The following is a 21938-nucleotide window of genomic DNA, read 5'->3' as shown; positions in this document are numbered from 1 at the left end:
ACCCAGAGGGAGGGACACCGATGACCTCGACGACAAGGCTGACGGTCGCGCAGGCGCTCGTGCGCTTCCTGGCGGCCCAGTACACCGAACGCGACGGTGTCCGCCAGCGGCTCATCGGCGCCACCTGGGGCATCTTCGGCCACGGCAACGTCGCCGGCATCGGCCAGGCGCTTCTGGAGCACGCCGAGGAGATGCCGTACCACCAGGGCCGCAACGAACAGGCCATGGTGCACGCGGCCGTCGGCTACGCCCGCCAGTCCGGCCGCCTGTCCACGCACGCGGTGACGACCTCCATCGGCCCGGGCGCCACCAACCTCGTCACCGGCGCGGCCCTCGCGACCATCAACCACCTGCCGGTGCTGCTCCTGCCCGGTGACGTGTTCGCCACCCGCCCCGCCGACCCGGTCCTCCAGCAGCTCGAAGTGCCCTACGCGGGCGACGTGTCGGTCAACGACTGCCTGCGCCCGGTGTCGAGGTACTTCGACCGGATCACCCGGGCCGAAGCCCTCATCCCCTCGGCCCTGAACGCGATGCGCGTCCTCACCGACCCCGTCGAGACCGGCGCCGTCACCCTCGCCCTGCCCCAGGACGTGCAGGCGGAGGCGTACGACTGGCCCGAGGAGTTCTTCGCCGAGCGCGTCTGGACCGTACGGCGTCCCGGCGCCGACCCGGCGGAACTGACCGAGGCCGTGCGGGCGATCCGCGCGGCGAAGAGGCCCCTGGTCATCGCGGGCGGCGGCGTCCACCACAGCCGCGCCGAGGAGGCCCTCGCCGAGTTCGCCGGGACCACCGGCATCCCGGTCGCCTCCACCCAGGCCGGCAAGGGCTCCCTGCGCCACGACCACCCCCAGGACGTCGGCGGCATCGGCCACACGGGCACGGCCACCGCGGACGAACTCGCCCGCACCGCCGACCTGGTGATCGGCGTCGGCACCCGCTACACCGACTTCACCACCGCCTCCGGCACGCTGTTCAGCAACCCGGAGGTGCGGTTCCTCAACCTCAACATCGCCCCCTTCGACGGCCACAAGCTCGCCGGCCGGCCCCTCGTCGCGGACGCCCGCAGCGGCCTGCAGGAGCTCACGGACGCCCTGCGCCTGCACGCGCACCGGGTCGTCGGCAGCTACGCCACCGAGTACACCGAGGACAAGGAGCGCTGGGAGCAGCGCGTCGACGCCTGCTACGAGGTGGAGGAACCGGACACCCGCCCGACCCAGCCGCAGGTCCTCGGCGCCCTGGACGAGATCGCCGACGCGTCGGACATCCTGATCAACGCAGCCGGCTCCCTCCCCGGCGACCTGCACAAACTGTGGCGCACCCGCTCGCCCGACCAGTACCACCTGGAGTACGGCTACTCCTGCATGGGCTACGAGATCCCGGCCGCCATCGGCGTGAAGCTGGCCGCCCCGGACCGGCCCGTGTGGGCGCTGGTCGGCGACGGCACGTATCTGATGATGCCGACGGAGCTCGTGACCGCCGTCCAGGAGGCGATCGCGATCAAGGTCGTGATCATCCAGAACCACGGCTACGCGTCCATCGGCGGGCTGTCGGAGTCGGTGGGCGGGGAGCGGTTCGGCACCGCCTACCGCTACCGCTCCGAGGACGGCTCGCACACGGGGCCGCCGCTGCCCGTGGACCTCGCCGCCAACGCGGCCAGCCTCGGCATGCGCGTCCTGCGCGCGAAGACCGTCCGGGACCTCCGGGAGGCCCTCGCCGAGGCCCGGGCGGCCGACACTCCCACATGTGTCTACGTCGAGACCCAAACGGCAGACACAGTGTCGGGCGCGCCTCCCGCGCAGGCCTGGTGGGATGTACCCGTGGCCGAGACCGCGACACGGCCGTCCGCGGTCAAGGCACGTGAGCTGTACGAACGGCACGTCTCCACCCGACGCCGCCATCTGTGAAGGAGTTCCCGGCCATGACGAAGATCGTCAACCACTGGATCGGCGGCAAGACCGTCGAAGGCGCCTCGGGCACGCACGGGCCGGTGACCAACCCGGCGACCGGCGAGGTGACGACGAAGGTCGCGTTCGCCTCGGTCGAGGAGGTGGACGCGGCGGTCGCCGCAGCCAAGGAGGCCTACCTGACCTGGGGCCAGTCCTCGCTGGCCCAGCGCACCTCGATCCTGTTCAAGTTCCGCGCGCTGCTGGACGCCAACCGGGACGCGATCGCCGAGCTGATCACCGCCGAGCACGGCAAGGTGCACAGCGACGCCCTCGGCGAGGTCGCCCGCGGCCTGGAGATCGTCGACCTGGCCTGCGGCATCAGCGTGCAGCTGAAGGGCGAGCTGTCCACGCAGGTCGCCAGCCGCGTCGACGTCGCCTCGATCCGCCAGCCGCTCGGCGTCGTCGCGGGCATCACCCCGTTCAACTTCCCGGCCATGGTGCCGATGTGGATGTTCCCCATCGCCATCGCCTGCGGCAACACCTTCGTGCTGAAGCCGTCCGAGAAGGACCCGTCGGCGTCGCTGAAGATCGCCGAACTGCTGTCGGAGGCGGGCCTGCCGGACGGCGTCTTCAACGTCGTCCACGGCGACAAGGTGGCCGTGGACCGCCTGCTGGAGCACCCGGACGTCAAGGCCGTCTCCTTCGTCGGCTCGACCCCGATCGCCCGCTACATCCACACCACCGCCTCCGCCAACGGCAAGCGCGTCCAGGCCCTCGGCGGCGCCAAGAACCACATGCTGGTTCTGCCCGACGCCGACCTCGACGCGGCCGCCGACGCCGCCGTCTCCGCGGCCTACGGCTCCGCCGGTGAGCGCTGCATGGCCATCTCCGCGGTCGTCGCGGTGGGCTCGATCGGCGACGAACTGGTGGAGAAGATCCGCGAGCGCGCCGAGAAGATCAAGATCGGCCCCGGCGACGACCCGGCCTCCGAGATGGGCCCGCTCATCACCAAGGTCCACCGCGACAAGGTGGCCTCCTACGTCGAGGGCGCCGCGGCCGAGGGCTGCGAGGTGATCCTCGACGGCACCGGCTACACCGTCGACGGCTTCGAGGACGGCCACTGGATCGGCATCTCGCTGCTCGACAAGGTGCCAACGTCCGCGAAGGCCTACCAGGACGAGATCTTCGGCCCGGTGCTGACCGTGCTGCGCACCGAGACCTACGAGGAGGCGCTGGACCTGATCAACGCCTCTCCGTTCGGCAACGGCACCGCGATCTTCACCCGGGACGGCGGCGCGGCCCGCCGCTTCCAGCTGGAGGTCGAGGCCGGCATGGTCGGCGTGAACGTCCCGATCCCGGTCCCCGTGGGCTACCACTCCTTCGGCGGCTGGAAGGACTCGCTCTTCGGCGACCTGCACATCTACGGCAACGACGGCACGCACTTCTACACCCGCGGCAAGGTCGTGACCACCCGCTGGCCCGACCCGGCCGACGCCCCGGCGGGCGTCGACCTGGGCTTCCCGCGCAACCACTGAATTCCCGTCAAGCAGTCAGGCGCAAAGGCCACACCGGACGCGGCCCGTACTGCGGGCCGCCTTCGACACCGGGTCTCGGGAGTCGATCATCTACGGCACGAGTCTGAGAAGCCTGTTGGGTGATCCGGTCCCGATGTTGTTGAGGACTCCGGTCGTGGCCCCGTTCACGAGGGCGCTGTGCACGGTCGCCGGACCGGCGCTGGGGTGCGAGGTGAGGTAGACGGCCGCGGCTCCCGCGACATGGGGGGCCGCCATGGAGGTGCCGGAGAGCGTGGTCGTCGCCGTGTCGCTGGTGTGCCAGCCGGCGGTGATCAGGGAGCCGGGGGCGAACATGTCGAGCCGGGCACCGTAGTTCGAGAAACTGGATCGGCTGTCGGTCCAGGTGCTGGCCCCCACGGTGAGGGCAGAACCCACCCGGGCGGGTGAGGTGGTGTCGGCGTTCGCATTCGAGTTGCCGGCGGCCACCGCGTACGTGACACCGGAGGCGATGGAGTTCCTCACCGCGGTGTCCAGCGACGTGCTGACGCCGGCGCCCAGCGACATGTTGGCGACCGCGGGCCGGACGCGACGCACCGTGACCCAGTCGACGCCCGCGATGACACCGGAGAGGGTGCCGGCCCCGTTGTTGTCCAGCACGCGTACCGACACGATCTTGGACTGCTTCGCCACGCCGTACGTCTTGCCGGCGACCGTGGTGGCGACGTGTGTTCCGTGACCGTTGCCGTCAGAGGCGTTGGTGTCACGGTCGACGAAGTCGTAGCCGTGCCTGGCGCGCCCTGCGAACTCGGTGTGAGTGATGCGCACTCCCGTGTCGATCACGTACACGGTCGCGGATTTGCCCGCTGTGTCCGGATACGAGTACATCAGGTTGCGCGGGAGCCGGGGCTGGTCGATGCGGTCCAGGCCCCACGGAGGGTTGTACTGGGTGGCCTCGAGGTGGACCATCCGGTCCTGCTCGACGAACTCGACGGCCGGGTCTTCCGCCAAACTCCTCGCTCCCGAGGCGCTGATACGGATGGCGTAGCCGTTGAGTACGGCGTCGTAGGTCCAGTCCACGGTGGCGCCGTACTTGGCCACCAGATCTTCGCCTTTCGTGGAGTTCGCCCTGAACCCCGCGGACTCTTTCAGTACGACGATGTAGCTGTTCTCGACCGCGTTGGCGGAGTCCTCTTGCAGAATCCTTCCTGCGGAGGGGGTGGCTTGGGCGGGCAGAGCGGTACCGCTCCCGATGGCGGCTGCCGCGGCCACGGCGGCGACCGCTGCGACGATCCGCCGCCGGGCGGTGAAGATTTCGCGCATCCTGAAGGGCCTTCCTGACGTGTTGGCTGACGCTAATTCGAGGATGACCTGGCGCTTGGTCAGTACGATGCGGTATTAGTCCTTTTGATCCTTAATGACCACTAAGGGCTTACAGATCACCAACAGGTCCTCCTGGCCATGTCGATTGCGCTCGTGGCATCGGGCGACGGCCCGGGCCTGAAGGGCCGTGAGCGTGGCGGTCGGCTCCCCGGGCCGGTCGCAGTGGCCGGAACAGGGGGCCCACTCACGCCTGACAGTCGCTCAAGAGCGGCTTCCTACCACGCCTGCAGTACGCACGGAGAAGCCGTACTCCTCGGGGAGGGGTGGGGGTTCGCTCTCTGGTCGACAACTTGCCGACAGGTTGAGCCCTTACCGTTGACGCATGAATCTTCGACTGCCCGGACTGCGGGGCCTGTGGTCACGGCGACGGCGACGGTTCATCGCTGCCGCGTCCGCCGTCGTCCTGCTCGCCGGTGCGGGTACATGGACGGTGACGTCGGCCGTCGCCTCCGACGACCCGCCCCCGGTGCACCACGCCGACCAGCTCATGACCATGGGCGACGGGGTACGCGTCGACACCTCGTACTTCACCGCGGGCTCGGGCGGCCGCCGCCCCGCCGTCCTGCTCGGGCACGGCTTCGGCGGCAGCAAGGACGATGTCCGGCGGCAGGCGGAGGACCTTGCCCGCGACGGGTACGCGGTGATGACCTGGTCGGCGCGCGGCTTCGGAAGGTCCACGGGGAAGATCGGGCTGAACGACCCCCAGGGCGAGGTGGCCGACGTCTCGAAGCTCATCGACTGGCTGGCCGAGCAGCCCCAGGTCGAGCTCGACAAGCCCGGCGACCCGCGCGTGGGCATGGCGGGCGCCTCCTACGGCGGCGCGATCGCGCTGCTGGCGGCGGGCCACGACGACCGGGTGGACGCCATCGCCCCGTCGATCACGTATTGGAACCTCGCGGACGCGCTGTTCCCGAACGGCGTGTTCAAGAAGTTGTGGGCCGGCATCTTCGTCAACACCGGTGGCGGATGCCGGAGGCTCGAGCCCGTGCTGTGCCGGATGTACGAACGCGTCGCCGCATCAGGGAAGCCGGACGCCGAGGCGCGCGAACTGCTGGAGAAACGCTCACCGACCGCCGTCGGTGACCGCATCAAGGTGCCCACCCTCCTGATGCAGGGCCAGACCGACTCCCTCTTCCCGCTGGACCAGGCCGATGCCGCAGCGAAGGCGATCCGCGCGGGCGGTGCCCCCGTCGACGTCGACTGGATCGCCGGTGGTCACGACGGCGGCGACACGGAGACCAGCCGCGTCCAGGCCCGGGTACGGACGTGGTTCGACCGCTACCTCAAGGACGAGAAGGGCGCCGACACCGGCCCCGCCTTCCGGGTCGCGCGCACCGTCGGCACCGGCACCGGCGACGGCGAGCCAAGGCTGACCGGCGTGACCGAGGACACCTACCCCGGCCTCAAGAGTGACCAGCACTCCGTCACCCTGACCGGGCGCGAGCAGCGCCTCGACAACCCGGCGGGTGCCAATCCGCCCGGCGTTTCCGCCCTGCCCGGCCTCGGCGGCGCGGGCGGCCTCTCCCAGCTGTCCTCACTCGGCATCGGGGTGGCCCTCGACTTCCCGGGCCAGTTCGCCGCGTTCGAGTCGGCGCCCTTCCGGGAGGACACGCAGATCACCGGCTCGCCGACGGTGACGGTCCGCGTGACGTCGACCAGCGACGACGCCGTGCTCTTCGCGAAGCTGTACGACGTCGGCCGGGACGGCACCCGGCCGGTGCTGCCCTCGCAACTCGTCACGCCCCTCAGGGTGGAGGGCGCGAAGGCCGGCAAGGACGTGAGCGTCACCCTCCCGGCCATCGACCACGAGGTGGCCGACGGTCACCGGCTCCGCCTGGTCCTCGCCTCGACCGACCTCGGCTACGCCTCCCCGACGACTCCGGCGACGTACACCGTCTCCCTCAAGAGCGAGCTCAAGGTACCGATGCCCCTCGGCCGGACCGGCGGTGCGGGCCCGCTGCCCGCCTGGGTGTGGTGGATGCCGCCGGCCGGCGCGGTCGTCGCACTGGCGCTGCTGCTGAGTGGACGACGCCGCACGGTAGCGCCCACCCCCGACCCCGCGCTGGCCGAAGTGCCGCTCACCATCACGGATCTGTCCAAGCGGTACGCCAAGTCGACGGATCGATACGCGGTCAAGGACCTGTCCTTCCGCGTGGAGAAGGGCCAGATACTGGGGCTCCTCGGCCCCAACGGTGCGGGCAAGACGACGACCCTGCGCATGCTGATGGGCCTGATCAAGCCGGACGGCGGCGAGATCCGCGTTTTCGGCCACGCGATCCGGCCGGGCACCCCTGTGCTGTCGCGGGTCGGCGCCTTCGTCGAGGGCGCGGGCTTCCTGCCGCATCTCTCCGGCCGCGAGAACCTCGAACTGTACTGGCGCGCCACCGGCCGCCCGCCCGAGGACGCGCACCTGGACGGAGCGCTGCAGATCGCGGGCCTCGGCGACGCCCTCGCCCGCCCGGTGCGCACCTACTCGCAGGGCATGCGCCAGCGCCTCGCCCTCGCCCAGGCCATGCTCGGCCTGCCGGACCTGCTCATTCTCGACGAGCCGACCAACGGCCTGGACCCCCCTCAGATCCGCGAGATGCGCGAGGTCATGATCCGTTACGCGGCGGCCGGCCGCACGGTCATCGTCTCCAGCCATCTGCTGGCCGAGGTCGAACAGACCTGCACCCACCTGGTGGTGATGGACCACGGGCGGCTCGTCCAGGCGGGCCCGGTGACGGAGATCATCGGCTCTGGGGACACACTGCTGGTGGGCACGACCACCCCCATGGACGAGCCCCTCGTCGAGAAGGTGGGGGCATTGCCGGGCGTCGCCTCGGCAGTGCGCACCGACGAAGGACTCCTGGTCCGCCTCGACTCCGGCGGAACCCCTGCACGCCTGGTCGCCGGGCTGGTACAGCTGCAGGTCGCCGTGGAGTCCGTAGGCCCCCACCGGCGCCTCGAGGACGCCTTCCTCACTCTGATCGGAGCTGAAGCATGAGCAGCGTCGTGGCCGATCCCCCGGAGGTCGCGTCCGGCTACCGCGCGGGCCGCACGCTGCCCCTGCGGGTGGAGCTGGTCAGGCAGTTGAAGCGGCGGCGCACACTCGTCATGGGGGCGATCATGTTCGCCCTGCCGTTCGTCCTGCTCATGGCCTTCCAGATCGGTGGTGAGCCGGGCCAGGACAACGGCCGGGTGAACCTCATGGACTCGGCCACGGCGTCCGGCGCCAACTTCGCCGCCGTGAACCTCTTCGCCTCCGCCGGTTTCCTGCTCGTCATCCCCGTGGCGCTGTTCTTCGGGGACACGGTCGCCGCGGAGGCCAGCTGGTCCTCCCTGCGCTACCTCCTCGCGGCGCCGGTGCCCCGAGCACGCCTGCTGTGGTCCAAACTCGTCGTCGCACTCGGCCTCAGCCTTGCCGCCCTCGTGCTGCTTCCGGTCGTCGCCCTTGCCGTCGGCACGGCCGCTTACGGCTGGGGCCCGCTACAGCTCCCCACCGGGGGCACACTGTCCCCCGGCACCGCCGCGCAGCGCCTGGTGATCATCGTGGCGTACGTCCTCGTCTCCCAACTCGTCACCGCCGGCCTGGCGTTCTGGCTGTCGACCAGAACCGACGCGCCTCTTGGTGCCGTCGGCGGCGCGGTGTTCCTGACCATCATCGGAAACGTTCTCGACGAGGTGACAGCCCTCGGCGACTGGCGGGACTTCCTGCCCGCGCACTGGCAGTATGCCTGGCTCGACGCGGTCCAGCCCCAGCTCCAATGGACGGACATGATCCAGGGCACGGCTCTCTCCGTGACGTACGCGCTCGTGCTGTTCGCCCTGGCCTTCCGCGGTTTCGCCCGTAAGGACGTGGTGTCCTAGCCAGTGCGGGAGTCTTCGGATCTCGCCTGGCGGATGGTGCTGGTGGTGTCGTTTCTGCGGCCCTCCTTTCGGTGGTCAGGGCTCCGACCACTCCCGGGAACGCATGGCCCACGATGGCCAGGATGAACTGCCGGAGCCGGCCCGGACTTTCGGAGGCTCCCGACCCCCCTCGGGGGGCATCGGCCGAAGCGGCCGACGGGCGCGTGCGGTCGCGCCGTAAGCGGTGAGGACTCCGACCGCACGCGAGAACCGACCCGCCACACGATCGAGCGCTGAATCCAACTCCCGAGCCCACAAGTCGACTTGGCCTGTACGTAGCGCGCAGGCCTACGCCGTAACACCCGCCGGCACCGACGTCATGACGGAAGCCGACACCCCAGCACATGCAGGCACGGCGATCCCGAACGCCCCGTCACCCGAGTGGCGGATCTCCATGGTTCGCCGTGTTGCAGAGCTCGTGCCGACCGTGGTCACATCTTCCCGCCAAAGGCGCTTAAGGAACATTTCGCGCCGAGATCGAGCGGCTGGCCGCCCGGCGGTCGGCCGAATTGAACACCCTGGAGAACCAATGCCTCATCGCATGCTCCGTTCTGCGGCCACCGCGCTGCTGGCTTCAGCACCGCTCATCGCTGCCGCGCCCGCGCAGGCCGCTCCTCAGCAGCCCTTCCCCTGCGGCATCGGCAGTCACACGGTCACCAACAACGTGACCAAGCAGTTCACGGTCAGCGTCACCTGCGACCAGGCGCGGACCGTCAGTGTCCGCATCACCTCCGGCGACACGGAACTCGCGAACGTAAGCAAGACCGTCAAGGCGGGTGTTGAGGAGAGCATCACGGTCACCGCGCCCAAGGCGCCGGTCTGCGCAACGCTGAAGACCGATGGTGAGAGCTTCCAGATCTGCGGCTGACGTAGCCCCTCGGCAGTCGTCTGACGTCGTCGTCGCCGCCCATTCCACAAGGCTTGGGTGGGCGACGGCTCTCGCGGGCACTCAGTCACCGCCGAGGACTGCCGATGCCAGGTGGCCGGTGCCGGGACCACCATGAGGTGATCGATGCGAGCAGGTCCTCACCACGGTGAAGGCCCAGGCCGACGCCGACGAGGACCTGAACCGGGCATCCTCGGTGGTCTCCACGATCGTGCGCGCGTTCACCGATGCGCGGCCGGGGCCCGCAGAACGGGGCCCCGGCCGACGAGCCGGCGACCGCGCCATCAGCCGGTCCTGCGGCGGACCGGCCACGAAGATCCATTGCGCAGCCGACGGCAACCGCCGCCCCTTGGTCTTCGTCCTCACCGCCGGACCGCCGGCGATGCGCCCACTGTGACCGACGCGATGGCCGTCCGTGTGTTCTCCGGCGCCACGGACGGTCCCGCACCCGGCCGGGCACCGGCTTCGCCGGGGACGCCGGGCAGCAGGCCACCGGAATTCGACCGTGAGGTTCACGAGCGGCGCACCACCGTCGAGCGGTGCGTCAACCGCCTGAAGCAGCGGCGAGGCATTGCCACCCGCTATGAGAAGGCCGCGACCATCCACCTGGCCGGACTCCACATCTCAGGCGTCTCCCTCCGGTCCGCCCGGTGATCCAGACGAAACGTCCGGAGCCCTCCACGCCTCCGTCCTGCAGCGGCCGCAGCGTCTTCGGCCCGTCGGCTCGAAGAGGTCGATGTGCGTGTTCATCCGCAGGAGCGCCTCACCGGTGACTTCCAGCCCGGTACCTCACACCCCCTGAAAGCAACTCAGCCATCACCGGCACAAGAACCGGTCCGGCCGGCCCTCAAGTCCGGTATGTGTCAGGCGTATCGGTAGCGCTGTCACCGTGGCGCACGCGTCCTCCCTGGCGGGGACTGCGTGGCCGCTGTGGACGTGCTGCGGGCCGAATCCGCCGTGTCCGGGCCGGGGTTCCGGATACGTCCGGCGGCCGAACTCCCGAATGATGTGCTGGTCAGCGGGCATGCGGCTGACCTGCTTGACCGCGGTCTGTCCCTGCTGGACCGCCACACAAGGCCGGTCTGACGGAGATTGCCCGAACCGCCTTCCAGGTGTTGGCCAACTGCCCATCGCAGTGAAGGCGTTGCCTCCGGAGCAAAAATAGGATCAATGCAGGAGGTTCATCGGCCGCGCACTCGGTCGAGGGACGAGGGTGTGACCCAACTCTGTTGGTTAACCGGTGCGTCCGGGGTGTCATTACTCCGATGGGTTGATCGACCCGTCGCGACCTGGGAATTCCGCACTCATATCATCTTCCCCAGGGGGCCATGTGGATGAAGTTCCGGAGCCACGGGCATTCCAAGTGGAGCGTGCCCCGGAGTTGAGGCAATACTGGTTTCGTCCTTCCAGCCTGGAAGACACAGAACGGAGATATCAATGCGCACGAATGTCAAGCGCGGGGCTGCGTCGGCCCTCGCGGCGGTGGCCCTTCTCGCGGGTTCCGCCTCGGTTGCCAGCGCCGGCGACTACGACGACGAGCCGGGCATCGTCATCGTCAACGAGAACGAGAACAACAACACCAACAGCAACGACAACGACAACACGGCGACGGCCACCGCCGACGTCGAGGTCGACCTCATTGACGAGGCCGACGCCGCTGCCGCTGCTCCCGCTGCCGCCCCCGCGGCCGCCCCGGCGGCGCAGAGCGCCTCGGACCCGAGCCTCCTGGGCTTCCTGCTGGCGGTTCTGTGACGCTGGGCTGAGCCCAATGCAGTGGGCTGGTGATCGTTCGAGTCCAGTTCGACGGTCATTCGATTCTCTCGGGATCGTGGCTCGAACTGCAAGCGTTTCTCCCTGACTGGCGGATGGGGTTACATCCTCATCCGCCGAGGAAGAGGAGCTCCGCTCGAACGGTGGCAAGCTAAGGCGAATGCGCGGCCTCGAGCCGCGCATTTCGTTTGCAGTCGCCCCGAGTGGTCCCAGGGTAATTTGTAATTCGATGTGTCCTTAGAGACCGGTCGCCTGTGGCGGTCGGTCCTCTTGGTTTATTCGTGTGATGCACCGTTGCAGCGCACCGTTTCCGTTGGCCGGCCCGAGTGCTCGATCATCGACATAACCTGCAGCACAGGGCCATATGAGTGAAGTTCCGGACCAGGGGGCCTTTCAAGTTGTGCGGTCTCCGGTGTCGCGGCAATATCGATTTCGTTCTTCCAACGGGGAAGAAAAGGAACGGAGACAACAATGCGTATGACCATGAAGCGCGGAGCTGCGTCGACCCTCGCTGCGGTGGCCCTCCTCGCGGGTTCCGCCTCCGCTGCCAGCGCCGCCTGCGACAACGACGACAACGGCAGCGACGAGCCGGGCATCGTCATCGTCAACGAGAACGAGAACAACAACACCAACACCAACACCAACACCAACACCGCTACGGCCACGGTCTCGGTGGTGATCGGGGACCTCCTCGACGCGGCTGTCTGAACGGCCTGAGTCCACTGGGGACGGGTTTTGATCGTTCGAATACCGTTCGACGGTCAGGGGCCTCATCTCGATTCCCCGGGATGGAGGCCCGACCTGAAAGCGTCTCTCCCTGACGGGCGGATGAGGTGAGCATCCTCATTGACGGAGGGAGGGGCGCTTTCGTTCCATGGCGTCAATCATATGTAGGCCGGAGGCGACCATCCTTCCCGATGGCCGTCTTTTCACTCGGCCGGGGGAGTTTATGAGCCGCGGGCCAGGCGTCCTTGTGTCATCTGATTAACGCACACTCGCATCAGCTTTCCAATAGGGGCCGAACGGACGAAGTCTGGAGACGGCTGGCCCATAAGAGTGTCACCCGCTTGATGCAGCTTTCCTGCGGATGCACCATCGGTTCGGCCCTTCAGTTGAAGGGGGTTGTGAAACGCATATTTGAGGCGGTGTGAGTGGTATGATCATCTTGCCGCGATGCCCGGATACAAGGAAAGCGTCGTTCCGTACCAAATCCGAGGCGAGGCTCTGGCTGGTCAAGCAGTCATTGTTGGAGAAAACCCCTGACCGCATCTACCGGTGCTCGGGTTGTCGGTACTGGCACTTCACCGCATCCCATCACTGGACCAGCCAGAAAATCAGGCGGAGGAGAAATTACGGGAGGAGGGAAGTCGCCCCGAGCCCCCGCCGCAAGAAGAGTGGGAAACGCTGACGAATTCCGCGCGCCGTGGCGTACAGCTCGGCGAGCTGGATCTCGACCAGTCACTCCCTAGTCGATCTCTCGGTGCACCTGTACCGGATTCCCCGCAGCACCTGCCAGTCCGTCAGCGGTGAGGTTCGTTGACGCGTCGGCTGAACGGGCTGCGGCACGGGCCTACCCTGACGCTTTCCTCTTCTGGCCAGGGTCGGCTGTTCCCCTTTCCTCTTTCCTTGAGCAGGAAGACGACGATGCGAAAGAAACTGAGCAAGGGGCTGGTTGTGGCTGCGGCCGCGACGAGCATTCTGCCCCTGTACGGCATTCCGGCGTTGGCGGACTCGCATGGCGAGGCTCTCACGAACGCGTGCGGCAGCTCCTCTGGTGAGACAGCCGTGAACGGGCCCTCCTCCGGGAACGGCTGCACCAGCGGCACCAGTGCGCAGGGGTCGAACGACGCCCCCGACACCGCTCGCATCGACGGCTTGGACGAGCACAAGAGCCACGCCGACGCGGCGGTCAAGCGCGCTCTGGCCACGCTGAAGGACAAGCAGTCGGCTGCCGTACCCGTTGGCGAAGACGGCGATGACACGGATGGCAGCAGCCGCGTCGCCACCGCGAGCCGGGACGCGGACGGCGGTGAGGGCGAGGAGTCTTACGGCAGCGAGGAGTCGGACGAGGCAGACGGCTCCGGTGCGACGCCGTCCACGCAGCCCAGCACGCTGCCGGCGGAGGTGAAGCCGTCGGCGTCGTCCCAGGACAGCGACTACGGCGACGACGAGAGCGGCGACGAGAGCCGGGACGACGAGAGCGTCGCCACCGCGAGCGGGGACGAGGACGGCGGTGAGGGCGAGGGGTCTTACGGCAGCGAGGAGTCGGAGGAGCCGGACGGCTCCGGTGCGACGCCGTCCACGCAGCCCAGCACGCTGCCGGCGGAGGTGAAGCCGTCGGCGTCCCAGGACAGCGGCTACGGCGACGACGGCGGGTACGGCGAGGAGAAGCCGGGCTACGGCGAGGAGAAGCCTAGCTACGGCGAGGAGAAGCCGGGCTACGGCGAGGAGAAGCCTAGCTACGGCGAGGAGAAGCCGGGCTACGGCGAGGAGAAGCCTAGCTACGGCGAAGAGAAGCCCGGCTACGGCGACGAGGGTTACGGCCACGAGAAGCCGGGTTACGGCGACGACGGCTACGGCCACGAGAAGCCGGGTTACGGCGACGACGGCTACGGCCACGAGGAACCCGGTTACGGCGACGACGGCGGGTACGGTGACACGCCGTCCACGCCGCCGCCTCACACCACTCCACCGGCGACGCAGCCGCCCACGTCGTGGCCCTCGACTCCCCCGCACACCAAGCCGCCGACGGATCGGCCCTCCCTCCCCGACACCGGGGGCGGGGAGGTGATCGCGGCCTCGGGCGCAGCCGCGCTGCTGCTGGCCGGTGGCGTCATCCTGTACCGGCGGGGACGGGTCCTGTCCCGTCGGTAGCGATCACTCCCTACCGGGTGCCGGACGCTTGGCGTCCGGCACCCGAGTCGGTTCCGGATAAGACGTGCCCTTCATTCGGGTGACCTTCCGTGTGGGGCGTCGTAATTTTCTGGCTGCCCGGTTTCCGCTCGCTCGAGGGCTCGTTGAAAGTGGTGAAGCAATTCCCGCTGGTGGCCCCGAGTTTCAGACAGGAACACGATGAAGTCTCTGCGGGCGGTCGCCCTCGTAGTCGGGTCCTTGGGTGTGGCCGGCACCGCCGCTCCTGCTGATGCTCTTGAAGCGCCGAAGGCCGGGGGCGCCGTACTCACCGGAGACGTGACCGCGGTCAGCAAGCATCCCGGACCGTGGGCGCAAAGTTGAGAGGGAATCCCGGGCCGATCGCGTCGCGCATGCGAGGGGCCCGTCGAGCGTGTGTCATGTGGACCGCCCTGTTCAGGGCGAGGAAGAGGCAGGCATTGCGAACCGGCAAACCACTGCGGCCACAACCAGCGCGCCCCGCGGCGCCCGCGACGGTCACCCCCGTGGCCGCCGGCTCCGCGCACTCTGCGCAGTCGCCAGCACACGCCGCCAGGACCACGGTGCGACGCCGGGTGCTGTGGGGGCTGTTCGCATCGGCGTTCTCGGTGGCTCTCGCACCGGTACTGGTGGCGTCGGGGACGTCCCCGAGGGCGTCGGGAGCGGTGGGGAACGGGCCGGGACCGGCCGGCGACGGGGAGCGTTTCGACGAGACGTACCGCGGGCGCCGCATCGCAGGTGTCAGGTACGACGCCGGGCGGCCCGGGGAGGACGGTCGGAGCGCGTGGCACGTAACCGTGGACGGGCGGCCGTTGCACCTGATGCGCCGGGCCGACGGCAGCTGGATGAGCATGGTCGACCACTATCAGTCGTATGCGACTCCGCTCGCCGCCGCGCGCGCTGCCGTCGACGAACTCGGCCCCGACGCACGGCTGGTCACGCCGGGTGAGGGGGACAGTCGCATGGAGGACAGCCGTACGGCGAACGGAAACGGGCACGCCGAGGGGGAGCATCGCCGTGGTGTACACGCGTAAGGACGTCAGCACACTCACCCGGTCCGAACGGCGCCGGCTCGTCAACGCGCTGCTGGAGCTCAAACGGCGCGGAGAGTATGACGAGTTCGTGCGTATGCACATCGAGTACTACACCCCCGACGGCGAGGGCGGCCTGCGCGCCGCCCACATGGCGCCTTCCTTCCTGCCCTGGCACCGCAAGTTCCTGCTGGACCTGGAGAACGCGCTGCGCCGCGTGGACGAGTCGGTGACCCTGCCGTACTGGGACTGGACGCGCAACCGTACGCGGACGGCCGTACCGTGGACCGATGACCTGCTCGGCGGCACCGGGCGGCGATCCGACCGGCAGGTGATGTCCGGCCCCTTCGCCCACCGCAACGGCAAGTGGACGATCAGAGTGGGGGTCACCGACACGAAGTTCCTCACGCGTGAGCTGGGCCGTCCGCGGGATCCGATCGCGCTGCCGGTGGCCAAGGACCTGGAGGGGGCCCTCAACGACCCCGTCTACGACGCGGCACCGTGGCACTCCGGGTCGACCAAAGGGTTCCGCAACAAGATCGAAGGGTGGGGGCCCGGGCGGGGCCCCGCTTCGTGGCGCACCCACAACCGGGTCCACCGTTGGGTCGGCGGCCACATGATGGGTGGCGCGTCCGTCAACGACCCCGTGTTCTGGATGCACCACGCCTTTGTGGACCTTCTCTGGTTGCGCTGGCAGCGGCGGCACCGGGGCGCCCGCTATCTCCCCGCGAAGCCGCTGGCCCGGGGGGACGCTCAACGGGGCCGAGTCGTCGCGCGGAACCAAAAGATGCCACCGTGGGACGTCACACCGGCCCAGTTGGAGGACCAGAGCCACATCTACCGGTACGCGTAGTCCGAACGAGCCGGGTACGGGTACGGCTGCGGCTGCGTACGCGCGGCGCGCCAACGGGCACGGCGAGACCTGTCGGCGCGTACCGCCGGGCCTTGCGGGTTGCAGCCGCCGCCGACGGAGGCGCCGTGACCGCCGGGCCAGGCGGTCACCAGGCGGCGCACCTCATCGAGGCAGGAGCCGTATCGGCGAACCGGCCAGAAAGGCCTGGATGTTCTCGACCGCCTGGCCGTAGTACGTCGCGTAGTTGGCCCGGGAGACGTAGCCGAGGTGCGGGGTGGCGAGGAGGCGAGGGGCCGTGCGCATCGGGTGGTCGGCGGGCAAGGGCTCGATGTCGAAGACGTCGACGCCGGCGCCGGCGATCCTGCCGTCGTGCAGGGCGGCGAGGAGGGCCTCTTGGTCGACGATGGCCGCGCGTGAGGTGTTGACCAAGTACGCGGTCGGCTTCAGGAGGGCGAGTTCGGCGGGGCCGAGCAGGCCGCGGGTACGGTCGCTCAGCGCGAGGTGGACCGAGACGAAGTCGCTGCTCGCGAGGAGGTCCTCCTTGGAGGGGGCGAGCTCGACGCCGATCTCGGCGGTGCGCCCGCGGGTGAGGTTCTGACTCCAGGCGCTCACGTGCATGCCGAAGGCGAGCCCGACCTGGGCGACCCGGCTGCCGATCTTCCCCAGGCCGAGCAACCCGAGCCGCCGGCCGTGCAGATCGGCACCGACGGTGCTCTGCCAGGGGCCACCGGAGCGCAGGGAGCCGCTCTCCTCGACGATGCCGCGAGCGAGGCCGAGCAACAGCGCCCAGGTCAGTTCGACGGGCGGCGTGGAGGAACTGGCCGTGCCGCACACCGTGACGCCGCATGCCTCGGCGGCCGCGTAGTCGATGACGGAGTTCCGCATGCCGGAGGCGACGATCAGTTTCAGCCGGGGCAGCCGGGTGATCAGCGATCCGGGGAACGGCACACGTTCGCGCAGGGTCACCACGATGTCGAACGCGGCCAGGGCGGCGGCCAGGTCGTCCTCGCCCTCGATGTGCCGGTCGAAGGCGACGACCTCCACGTCGTCCGCGACGAGCGACCAGTCGGCGACCTCGGCCGCCACCTTCTGAAAGTCGTCCAGTACAGCGCAGCGCAGCCGCACGTCGTGCCCCTTTCACGGCCAGTTGGTCATTTGCCGGAGCGACCCACGGACGATCCATGATCCGGTTCCAGAGGGCCATGATCGCGCCGGTGGCGCTGGTGCCGGAAGGCTCTCGCATCAACCGACCAATCGGTCGGTCGCAGCGGCTTCGCCCGCGGCCGCTGGGAGCAGTGGCCCGACGACCACGCCGATCCGGTACGCGAGTTCCTGCACGCCTGGTGGGAGCAGAGCCTCACCGATCCGGATGCTGCGGCCTGCCGTGGAGAGTCTGCTGGTACGAGCATGACGAGGAGGAGATGCGCGCCGAACTGGTCGCGTGGCTTCTCGGCCACGCTGCGGTGCGGCTCCACGAGTCGGACGCACCGGCGGATCTGCAGCACCGGATACGCCTGCTCGGACTCACCGGCGGTGACCGCTGGACGGATCCGCACTGGCCCGGCCACCGCTACTGAGGGCATGCCCCGGTAACCGGTCTGCGCACCGCTGGTCTGGCGGACCAGCGCTGGTTGCTCCGACGGGGTGGAGCAGAGACGCGAAACGCCCTCGAGGGGAGATCCCCTCTGGGGCTTTTTTGGTAGGAGGTGGCGCCCCCGGCAGGACTCGAACCTGCGGCCAAGCGCTTAGAAGGCGCCTGCTCTATCCACTGAGCTACGGGGGCCGGGTGTGGTGGCCTCTGTCTGGGTGCCCGGGTGTGGGCCGATCCGTGACGTTGCCGGGGACAAGGATAGGGCTCCCGCGACCTTGTCCCTGTTGCTTCGCCTCCGTGGCTCGATGTGGAGGTTCAGTGAAGCGGTCCTGATAATCGCAGGCAGGTACGAATCGTGCATCGCTTTTGGCGTCAGAGGCATCGGGTGTTGTGCACTCGTTATGCCTGGAGTCTGCCTGTGTCCCAGTCGTCCCTTCCGTCCCTTGTGTTCTGTCGGCGCGCAGACATGCTCATATGCTTCAGAATTCCCCTAAAATTGGGCATTCTTCACATGTGGTGACCTTGGACGTACGGCCTCAGCTGCTCGACGCACTCTCCGCCCTGCGCGACCGTGTCGCCGCCGCACGCTTCCCGCTGCCCCTGGCGGGGGCCCCACGCGCGCGCGCCAACCGCGACGAACTCCTCGCGCAGCTCGACGACTACTTGGTGCCCCGGTTGCGAGACCCCGAAGCGCCTCTTCTGGCCGTCGTGGGCGGGTCGACCGGAGCCGGGAAATCGACGCTCGTGAACTCCCTCGTGGGACGGCGGGTCAGCGAGGCGGGCGTGCTGCGGCCGACGACACGCACCCCCGTGCTGGTCTGCCATCCGGAGGACCACCACTGGTTCAGCGGGATGCGGGTGCTGCCCGACCTCACGCGCGTGTGGGTGCCCCAACAGGACTCCACCGACGACCTGCTGCTCCCCGGCGAGAACCCCGCGCGCGTGCTGCGCGTCGAGACCGCCGAGACACTCCCGCCCGGCCTCGCCCTCCTCGACGCGCCGGACATCGACTCCCTGGTCTCCGACAACCGGGTCCTGGCCGCCGAACTCATCTGCGCCGCCGACATCTGGGTCATGGTCACCACGGCCGCCCGCTACGCCGACGCCGTCCCCTGGCACATGCTGCGCACCGCCAAGGAGTACGACGTCACCCTCGTGACCGTGCTGGACCGGGTGCCTCACCAGGTGGTGAACGAGGTGTCGCGGCAATACGGGGCCCTGCTCACCAAGGCCGGGCTCGGCGAGGTGCCGCGCTTCACCGTGCCCGAACTGCCCGAGTCCGCCTGGGGCGGCGGGCTCCTGCCGGCGTCCGCCGTCGCCCAGCTGCGCACCTGGCTGGTGCACCAGGCCCAGGACCCCGCGGCCCGGCAGCACGTCCTCGCCCGTACGGCGTACGGCCTCCTCGACTCCCTCAAGTCCCGGATGCCGGAGCTGGCCGGGGCCGCCGCCGCGCAGTACGCCGCCGCACTGCGGCTCACCTCCGCCGTGGAAGGCGCGTACGACAGCGAGCACACGCGTGTGCGGGGCCGGTTGCAGAACGGGGCGGTCCTCGCCGGGGACGCGCTCAAGCGATGGCGCGCCTTCCCCCTGGACTGCACCGCCGCCGAACTCCTCGACGCGCTTGTGGAGAGCCTCAGCACGCTGCTCCTGTGCGCCGTCACCGCCGCCGACGAGCGCGTCGACAACGCCTGGCGGCGCGAACCGGCCTCCAGCGCCCCGGAACTCGCCGCACGTGATTCCGGCGCGGACAACGCCGAGCACCGCATCGGGCTCGCCGTACGGCGATGGCGGCGCGAGCTCGAGGAGCAGGCCGAGGAGGAGGTGCGCGAGCTCGACCGCAACCTCGCACCCGACCCTGAACTGGTCGCCGCCCTGGTCGCCACCTCCCTGCTGGGCGGCCGCCGGGGCCGGATGGCCGGTGAGGGCCTCGCCGAGCGGATCGGCGCCCATGGCGCACTGCGACTGCGCGACCGGGCCGGGCGGCTGCTCACCGAGCACGTGGACCGGGTCGTGCACGCCGAACGTGAGCGCCGGCTCGCCCCGCTCGACGCGCTCGACGTCCACCCCGAGCCCCAGGCCGAGCTCATCGCCGCGCTGTCCGTACTGCAAAAGGAGAGGTGACCGGTGACCGTCACCGACCAGGACCACACCGAGCACGCCGATCAGCCGGACGACGACGCCCACAAGGGCGGCGGCGACCGGAGCGCCCCGGGCGGCGAGCGCGCGACGCGTACCGACTCCACCGAGACCTGGGACGACGGACTCATCGCGCGCCGGGTCGCCGAGACAGCCGAAGGAGACAGGTTCCCCATGACGGACAACCGCTCCGCCGCCTCGCCGACGGTGACCCCACTGGCGCACGAGGAGTCCCTGCGCTCGCGGCTCGAGGCCCTGCGCGAACTCGTGGGGCTCTCCCGCACCCGGCTCGACAGCCGGACCCTCGCGGGGGCCGGCCGGGTACTCGACGAGGCGGCCGCGCGGCGCAGGCTCTCCGGGCAGCACACCGTCGTCGCCATCGCGGGCGCCACCGGCAGCGGCAAGTCGCAGCTGTTCAACGCGCTCGCCGGCGTGACCATCTCGGAGACGGGCGTACGCCGTCCCACCACCGCCGCGCCCATCGCGTGCAGTTGGAGCGACGGGGCCGCCGGCCTCATCGAACGGCTCGGGATCCCGCCCCGGCTGCGCCGCCGTCCGCTGGCGGCCGGGGACGGCGAGTCGCCGCTGCGCGGACTCGTCCTGGTCGACCTGCCCGACCACGACTCCGCGGCCGTACAGCACCGCCGGCACGTGGACCGCATCCTCGGGCTCGTCGACGCGGTCATCTGGGTCGTCGACCCGGAGAAGTACGCAGACGCCGTCCTCCATGAGCGCTATCTGCGGCCGATGGCAGCCCACGCCGAGGTCATGTTCGTCGTCCTCAACCAGATCGACCGGCTGCCCGGAGAAGCCGCCGAACAGGTCCTCGACGATCTGCGGCGGCTCCTCGACGAGGACGGCATCGCCCTCGGGGAGTACGGCGAACCGGGCACGACCGTCCTCGCGCTGTCCGCGCTCACCGGGGACGGTGTCGGGGAGCTGCGCGAGGCGCTGGGCCAGTTCGTCTCGGAGCGCGGGGCGCCGAACCGCCGTATCTCGGCGGACGTGGACATCGCCGCGGCGCGGCTGTGGCCCGTCTACGCCACCCAGCGGCGGACCGGGCTCAGCGAACAGGCCCGGGAGGAGTTCTCCGACCGGCTCGCGGACGCGGTGGGCGCCACGGCGGTGGGCGAAGCGGCCGAGCGCGCGTGGCTGCGCAACGCCAACCGAGCGTGCGGTACGCCCTGGTTGCGGCTGTGGCGGTGGTACCAGGACCGCGGCGAGCCCACCACGGGCCGGCTCCCCTCGCGCACGCAGGCCGACGAGGAGGCGACCGCACGTCAGCGGGTCGAGCAGGCGGTACGGACCGTGGCCGACCGGGCGTCGGCCGGGCTGCCGACGCCGTGGGCGCAGGCGGTGCGCGAGGCGGCCGTCCGCGGCTCGCAGGGGCTGCCCGAGGCGCTGGACGAGCTGACCGTGCGCGCGGGTGTGCCCACGGGGCGGCCGCCGCGCCCGGGGTGGTGGCCGGTGGCCGTCCTCACCCAGGCGTCCATGACGATCCTGCAGTTCCTGGGCGGGCTGTGGCTGCTGGGCCAGATCATCGGGTTCATGGCGCCGAACCTGGGGGTGCCGGTGCTGCTGATGGTGATCGGCATCGTCGGCGGACCGCTCATCGAGTGGAGCTGCCGGATGGCGGCCCGCGGCCCGGCCCGGCGCTACGGCCTCGAGGCGGAACGCCGGTTGCGGGAGGCGGCAGCCGGATGCGGCAGGGGCCGGGTACTGGATCCGGTGGCGGCGGAACTGCTGCGGTACCAGGAGGTCCGGGAGCAGTACGGGAGGGTGGTGGGGACGGGGCGCTGACGCCAAGGCGGTGACACCGGGGGCGGGGTGGTGACCGCGGGGCAGGGCGGTGACTTCGGGGCGGGACGGCGACTTCAGGGCGGGATGGCGACTTCGGGTGGAGCGGCTGTGACGGGCCGCAGGTGTCGAGGGCCGCGCTTCGGCGCCGCTCCGGCGCCGCTCCGGCTCTGCCCGCTCTGCCCGGCGCCGCCCCCGGCCCTGTCCGGCACCCGCTCGACCTCACCCCGCCCAACTCGCCGCCACCCGTGTGGGTGACGGCGTTGTCCACAGGCGGACGGCGATCCACAGCTCTCAGCGGGCCCGGCCCGGCGGCG

General features: G+C 69.9%; 17 protein-coding genes and 1 tRNA gene. 15 read left to right on the top strand and 3 right to left on the bottom strand.

Features of this window, described 5'->3' with window-relative positions; genetic code table 11:
* The first annotated feature begins 20 nt into the window (after positions 1–20).
* Together iolD and mmsA are read left to right on the top strand one after the other, a co-directional pair.
* Entirely contained in the window at positions 21–1904 is a 1884-nt protein-coding gene (gene iolD / locus HNR57_RS08100) for a 3D-(3,5/4)-trihydroxycyclohexane-1,2-dione acylhydrolase (decyclizing) (RefSeq protein WP_184558322.1), read from the top strand.
* 14 nt (positions 1905–1918) lie between these two features.
* Positions 1919–3421: a CoA-acylating methylmalonate-semialdehyde dehydrogenase gene (gene mmsA / locus HNR57_RS08095; RefSeq protein ID WP_184558319.1), complete on the top strand. Its 1503-nt coding sequence runs from the start codon at positions 1919–1921 to the stop codon at positions 3419–3421.
* 90 nt (positions 3422–3511) lie between these two features.
* On the opposite strand, the gene HNR57_RS08090 is transcribed toward mmsA, so the two are convergent.
* Positions 3512–4720 carry a S8 family peptidase gene (locus tag HNR57_RS08090; RefSeq protein WP_184558314.1) on the bottom strand — a complete coding sequence of 403 codons (1209 nt, stop codon included), beginning with the start codon at positions 4718–4720 and terminating at the stop codon, positions 3512–3514.
* Positions 4721–5102: 382 nt separating this feature from the next.
* Here HNR57_RS08090 and HNR57_RS08085 point away from each other — a divergent pair, with 382 nt between their 5' ends.
* The 10 genes from HNR57_RS08085 (at position 5103) to HNR57_RS08040 (ending at position 16097) form a co-directional block, all read left to right on the top strand.
* The gene (locus HNR57_RS08085) at positions 5103–7766 is read left to right on the top strand and encodes a CocE/NonD family hydrolase (protein ID WP_184558313.1); all 2664 of its coding nucleotides are present in this window, start codon (positions 5103–5105) and stop codon (positions 7764–7766) included.
* Entirely contained in the window at positions 7763–8629 is an 867-nt protein-coding gene (locus HNR57_RS08080) for an ABC transporter permease (RefSeq protein WP_184558312.1), read from the top strand. The genes HNR57_RS08085 and HNR57_RS08080 overlap by 4 nt, the downstream gene beginning before the upstream one ends.
* Before the next feature lie 580 nt (positions 8630–9209).
* Positions 9210–9536, top strand: a complete 327-nt coding sequence (locus HNR57_RS08075; RefSeq protein WP_184558310.1) for a hypothetical protein — start codon at positions 9210–9212, stop codon at positions 9534–9536.
* A gap of 166 nt (positions 9537–9702) precedes the next feature.
* On the top strand, positions 9703–9951 hold the full coding sequence (locus HNR57_RS40845; protein WP_184558308.1) for a hypothetical protein: 249 nt from the start codon (positions 9703–9705) through the stop codon (positions 9949–9951).
* Positions 9948–10208 (top strand): hypothetical protein, encoded by a 261-nt coding sequence (locus tag HNR57_RS08065; protein WP_221342174.1) that lies wholly within the window; start codon positions 9948–9950, stop codon positions 10206–10208. Before HNR57_RS40845 ends, HNR57_RS08065 begins: the two co-directional genes overlap by 4 nt.
* 783 nt (positions 10209–10991) lie before the next feature.
* Complete coding sequence (locus HNR57_RS08060) at positions 10992–11306, top strand: hypothetical protein (RefSeq protein ID WP_184558307.1); 315 nt, start codon at positions 10992–10994, stop codon at positions 11304–11306.
* A 501-nt stretch (positions 11307–11807) separates the two neighbouring features.
* Positions 11808–12032 (top strand): hypothetical protein, encoded by a 225-nt coding sequence (locus HNR57_RS08055; protein WP_221342173.1) that lies wholly within the window; start codon positions 11808–11810, stop codon positions 12030–12032.
* 1077 nt (positions 12033–13109) lie between these two features.
* Complete coding sequence (locus HNR57_RS08050) at positions 13110–14198, top strand: LPXTG cell wall anchor domain-containing protein (protein WP_184558304.1); 1089 nt, start codon at positions 13110–13112, stop codon at positions 14196–14198.
* A 680-nt stretch (positions 14199–14878) separates the two neighbouring features.
* Entirely contained in the window at positions 14879–15247 is a 369-nt protein-coding gene (locus HNR57_RS08045) for a tyrosinase family oxidase copper chaperone (RefSeq protein WP_376772197.1), read from the top strand.
* Positions 15231–16097, top strand: coding sequence for a tyrosinase family protein (locus HNR57_RS08040; RefSeq protein WP_184558301.1), 867 nt, complete (start codon positions 15231–15233; stop codon positions 16095–16097). Before HNR57_RS08045 ends, HNR57_RS08040 begins: the two co-directional genes overlap by 17 nt.
* A 162-nt stretch (positions 16098–16259) precedes the next feature.
* Here the strand turns inward: HNR57_RS08040 and HNR57_RS08035 are convergent, their stop codons facing one another.
* Positions 16260–17222 (bottom strand): D-2-hydroxyacid dehydrogenase family protein, encoded by a 963-nt coding sequence (locus HNR57_RS08035; RefSeq protein WP_184558300.1) that lies wholly within the window; start codon positions 17220–17222, stop codon positions 16260–16262.
* Between the two features lie 296 nt (positions 17223–17518).
* Between HNR57_RS08035 and HNR57_RS39435 the strand changes: the two genes are divergently transcribed.
* A complete protein-coding gene (locus HNR57_RS39435; protein WP_246554324.1) occupies positions 17519–17674 on the top strand; it encodes a hypothetical protein in 156 nt (51 codons plus the stop codon).
* A gap of 130 nt (positions 17675–17804) precedes the next feature.
* On the opposite strand, the gene HNR57_RS08025 is transcribed toward HNR57_RS39435, so the two are convergent.
* Positions 17805–17880, bottom strand: a tRNA-Arg gene (locus HNR57_RS08025).
* Positions 17881–18201: 321 nt separating this feature from the next.
* Between HNR57_RS08025 and HNR57_RS08020 the strand changes: the two genes are divergently transcribed.
* Together HNR57_RS08020 and HNR57_RS08015 are read left to right on the top strand one after the other, a co-directional pair.
* Positions 18202–19809, top strand: a complete 1608-nt coding sequence (locus tag HNR57_RS08020) for a dynamin family protein (protein WP_184558299.1) — start codon at positions 18202–18204, stop codon at positions 19807–19809.
* A gap of 3 nt (positions 19810–19812) precedes the next feature.
* On the top strand, positions 19813–21624 hold the full coding sequence (locus tag HNR57_RS08015) for a YfjP family GTPase (RefSeq protein ID WP_184558298.1): 1812 nt from the start codon (positions 19813–19815) through the stop codon (positions 21622–21624).
* Positions 21625–21938: the final 314 nt, after the last annotated feature.

The sequence above is a fragment of the Streptomyces paradoxus genome, assembly GCF_014202475.1.
Taxonomy (GTDB): Bacteria; Actinomycetota; Actinomycetes; order Streptomycetales; family Streptomycetaceae; genus Streptomyces; species Streptomyces paradoxus.
Note: the sequence above shows the minus strand (reverse complement) of the source record. Positions and strands in the feature narration are given on the sequence as shown.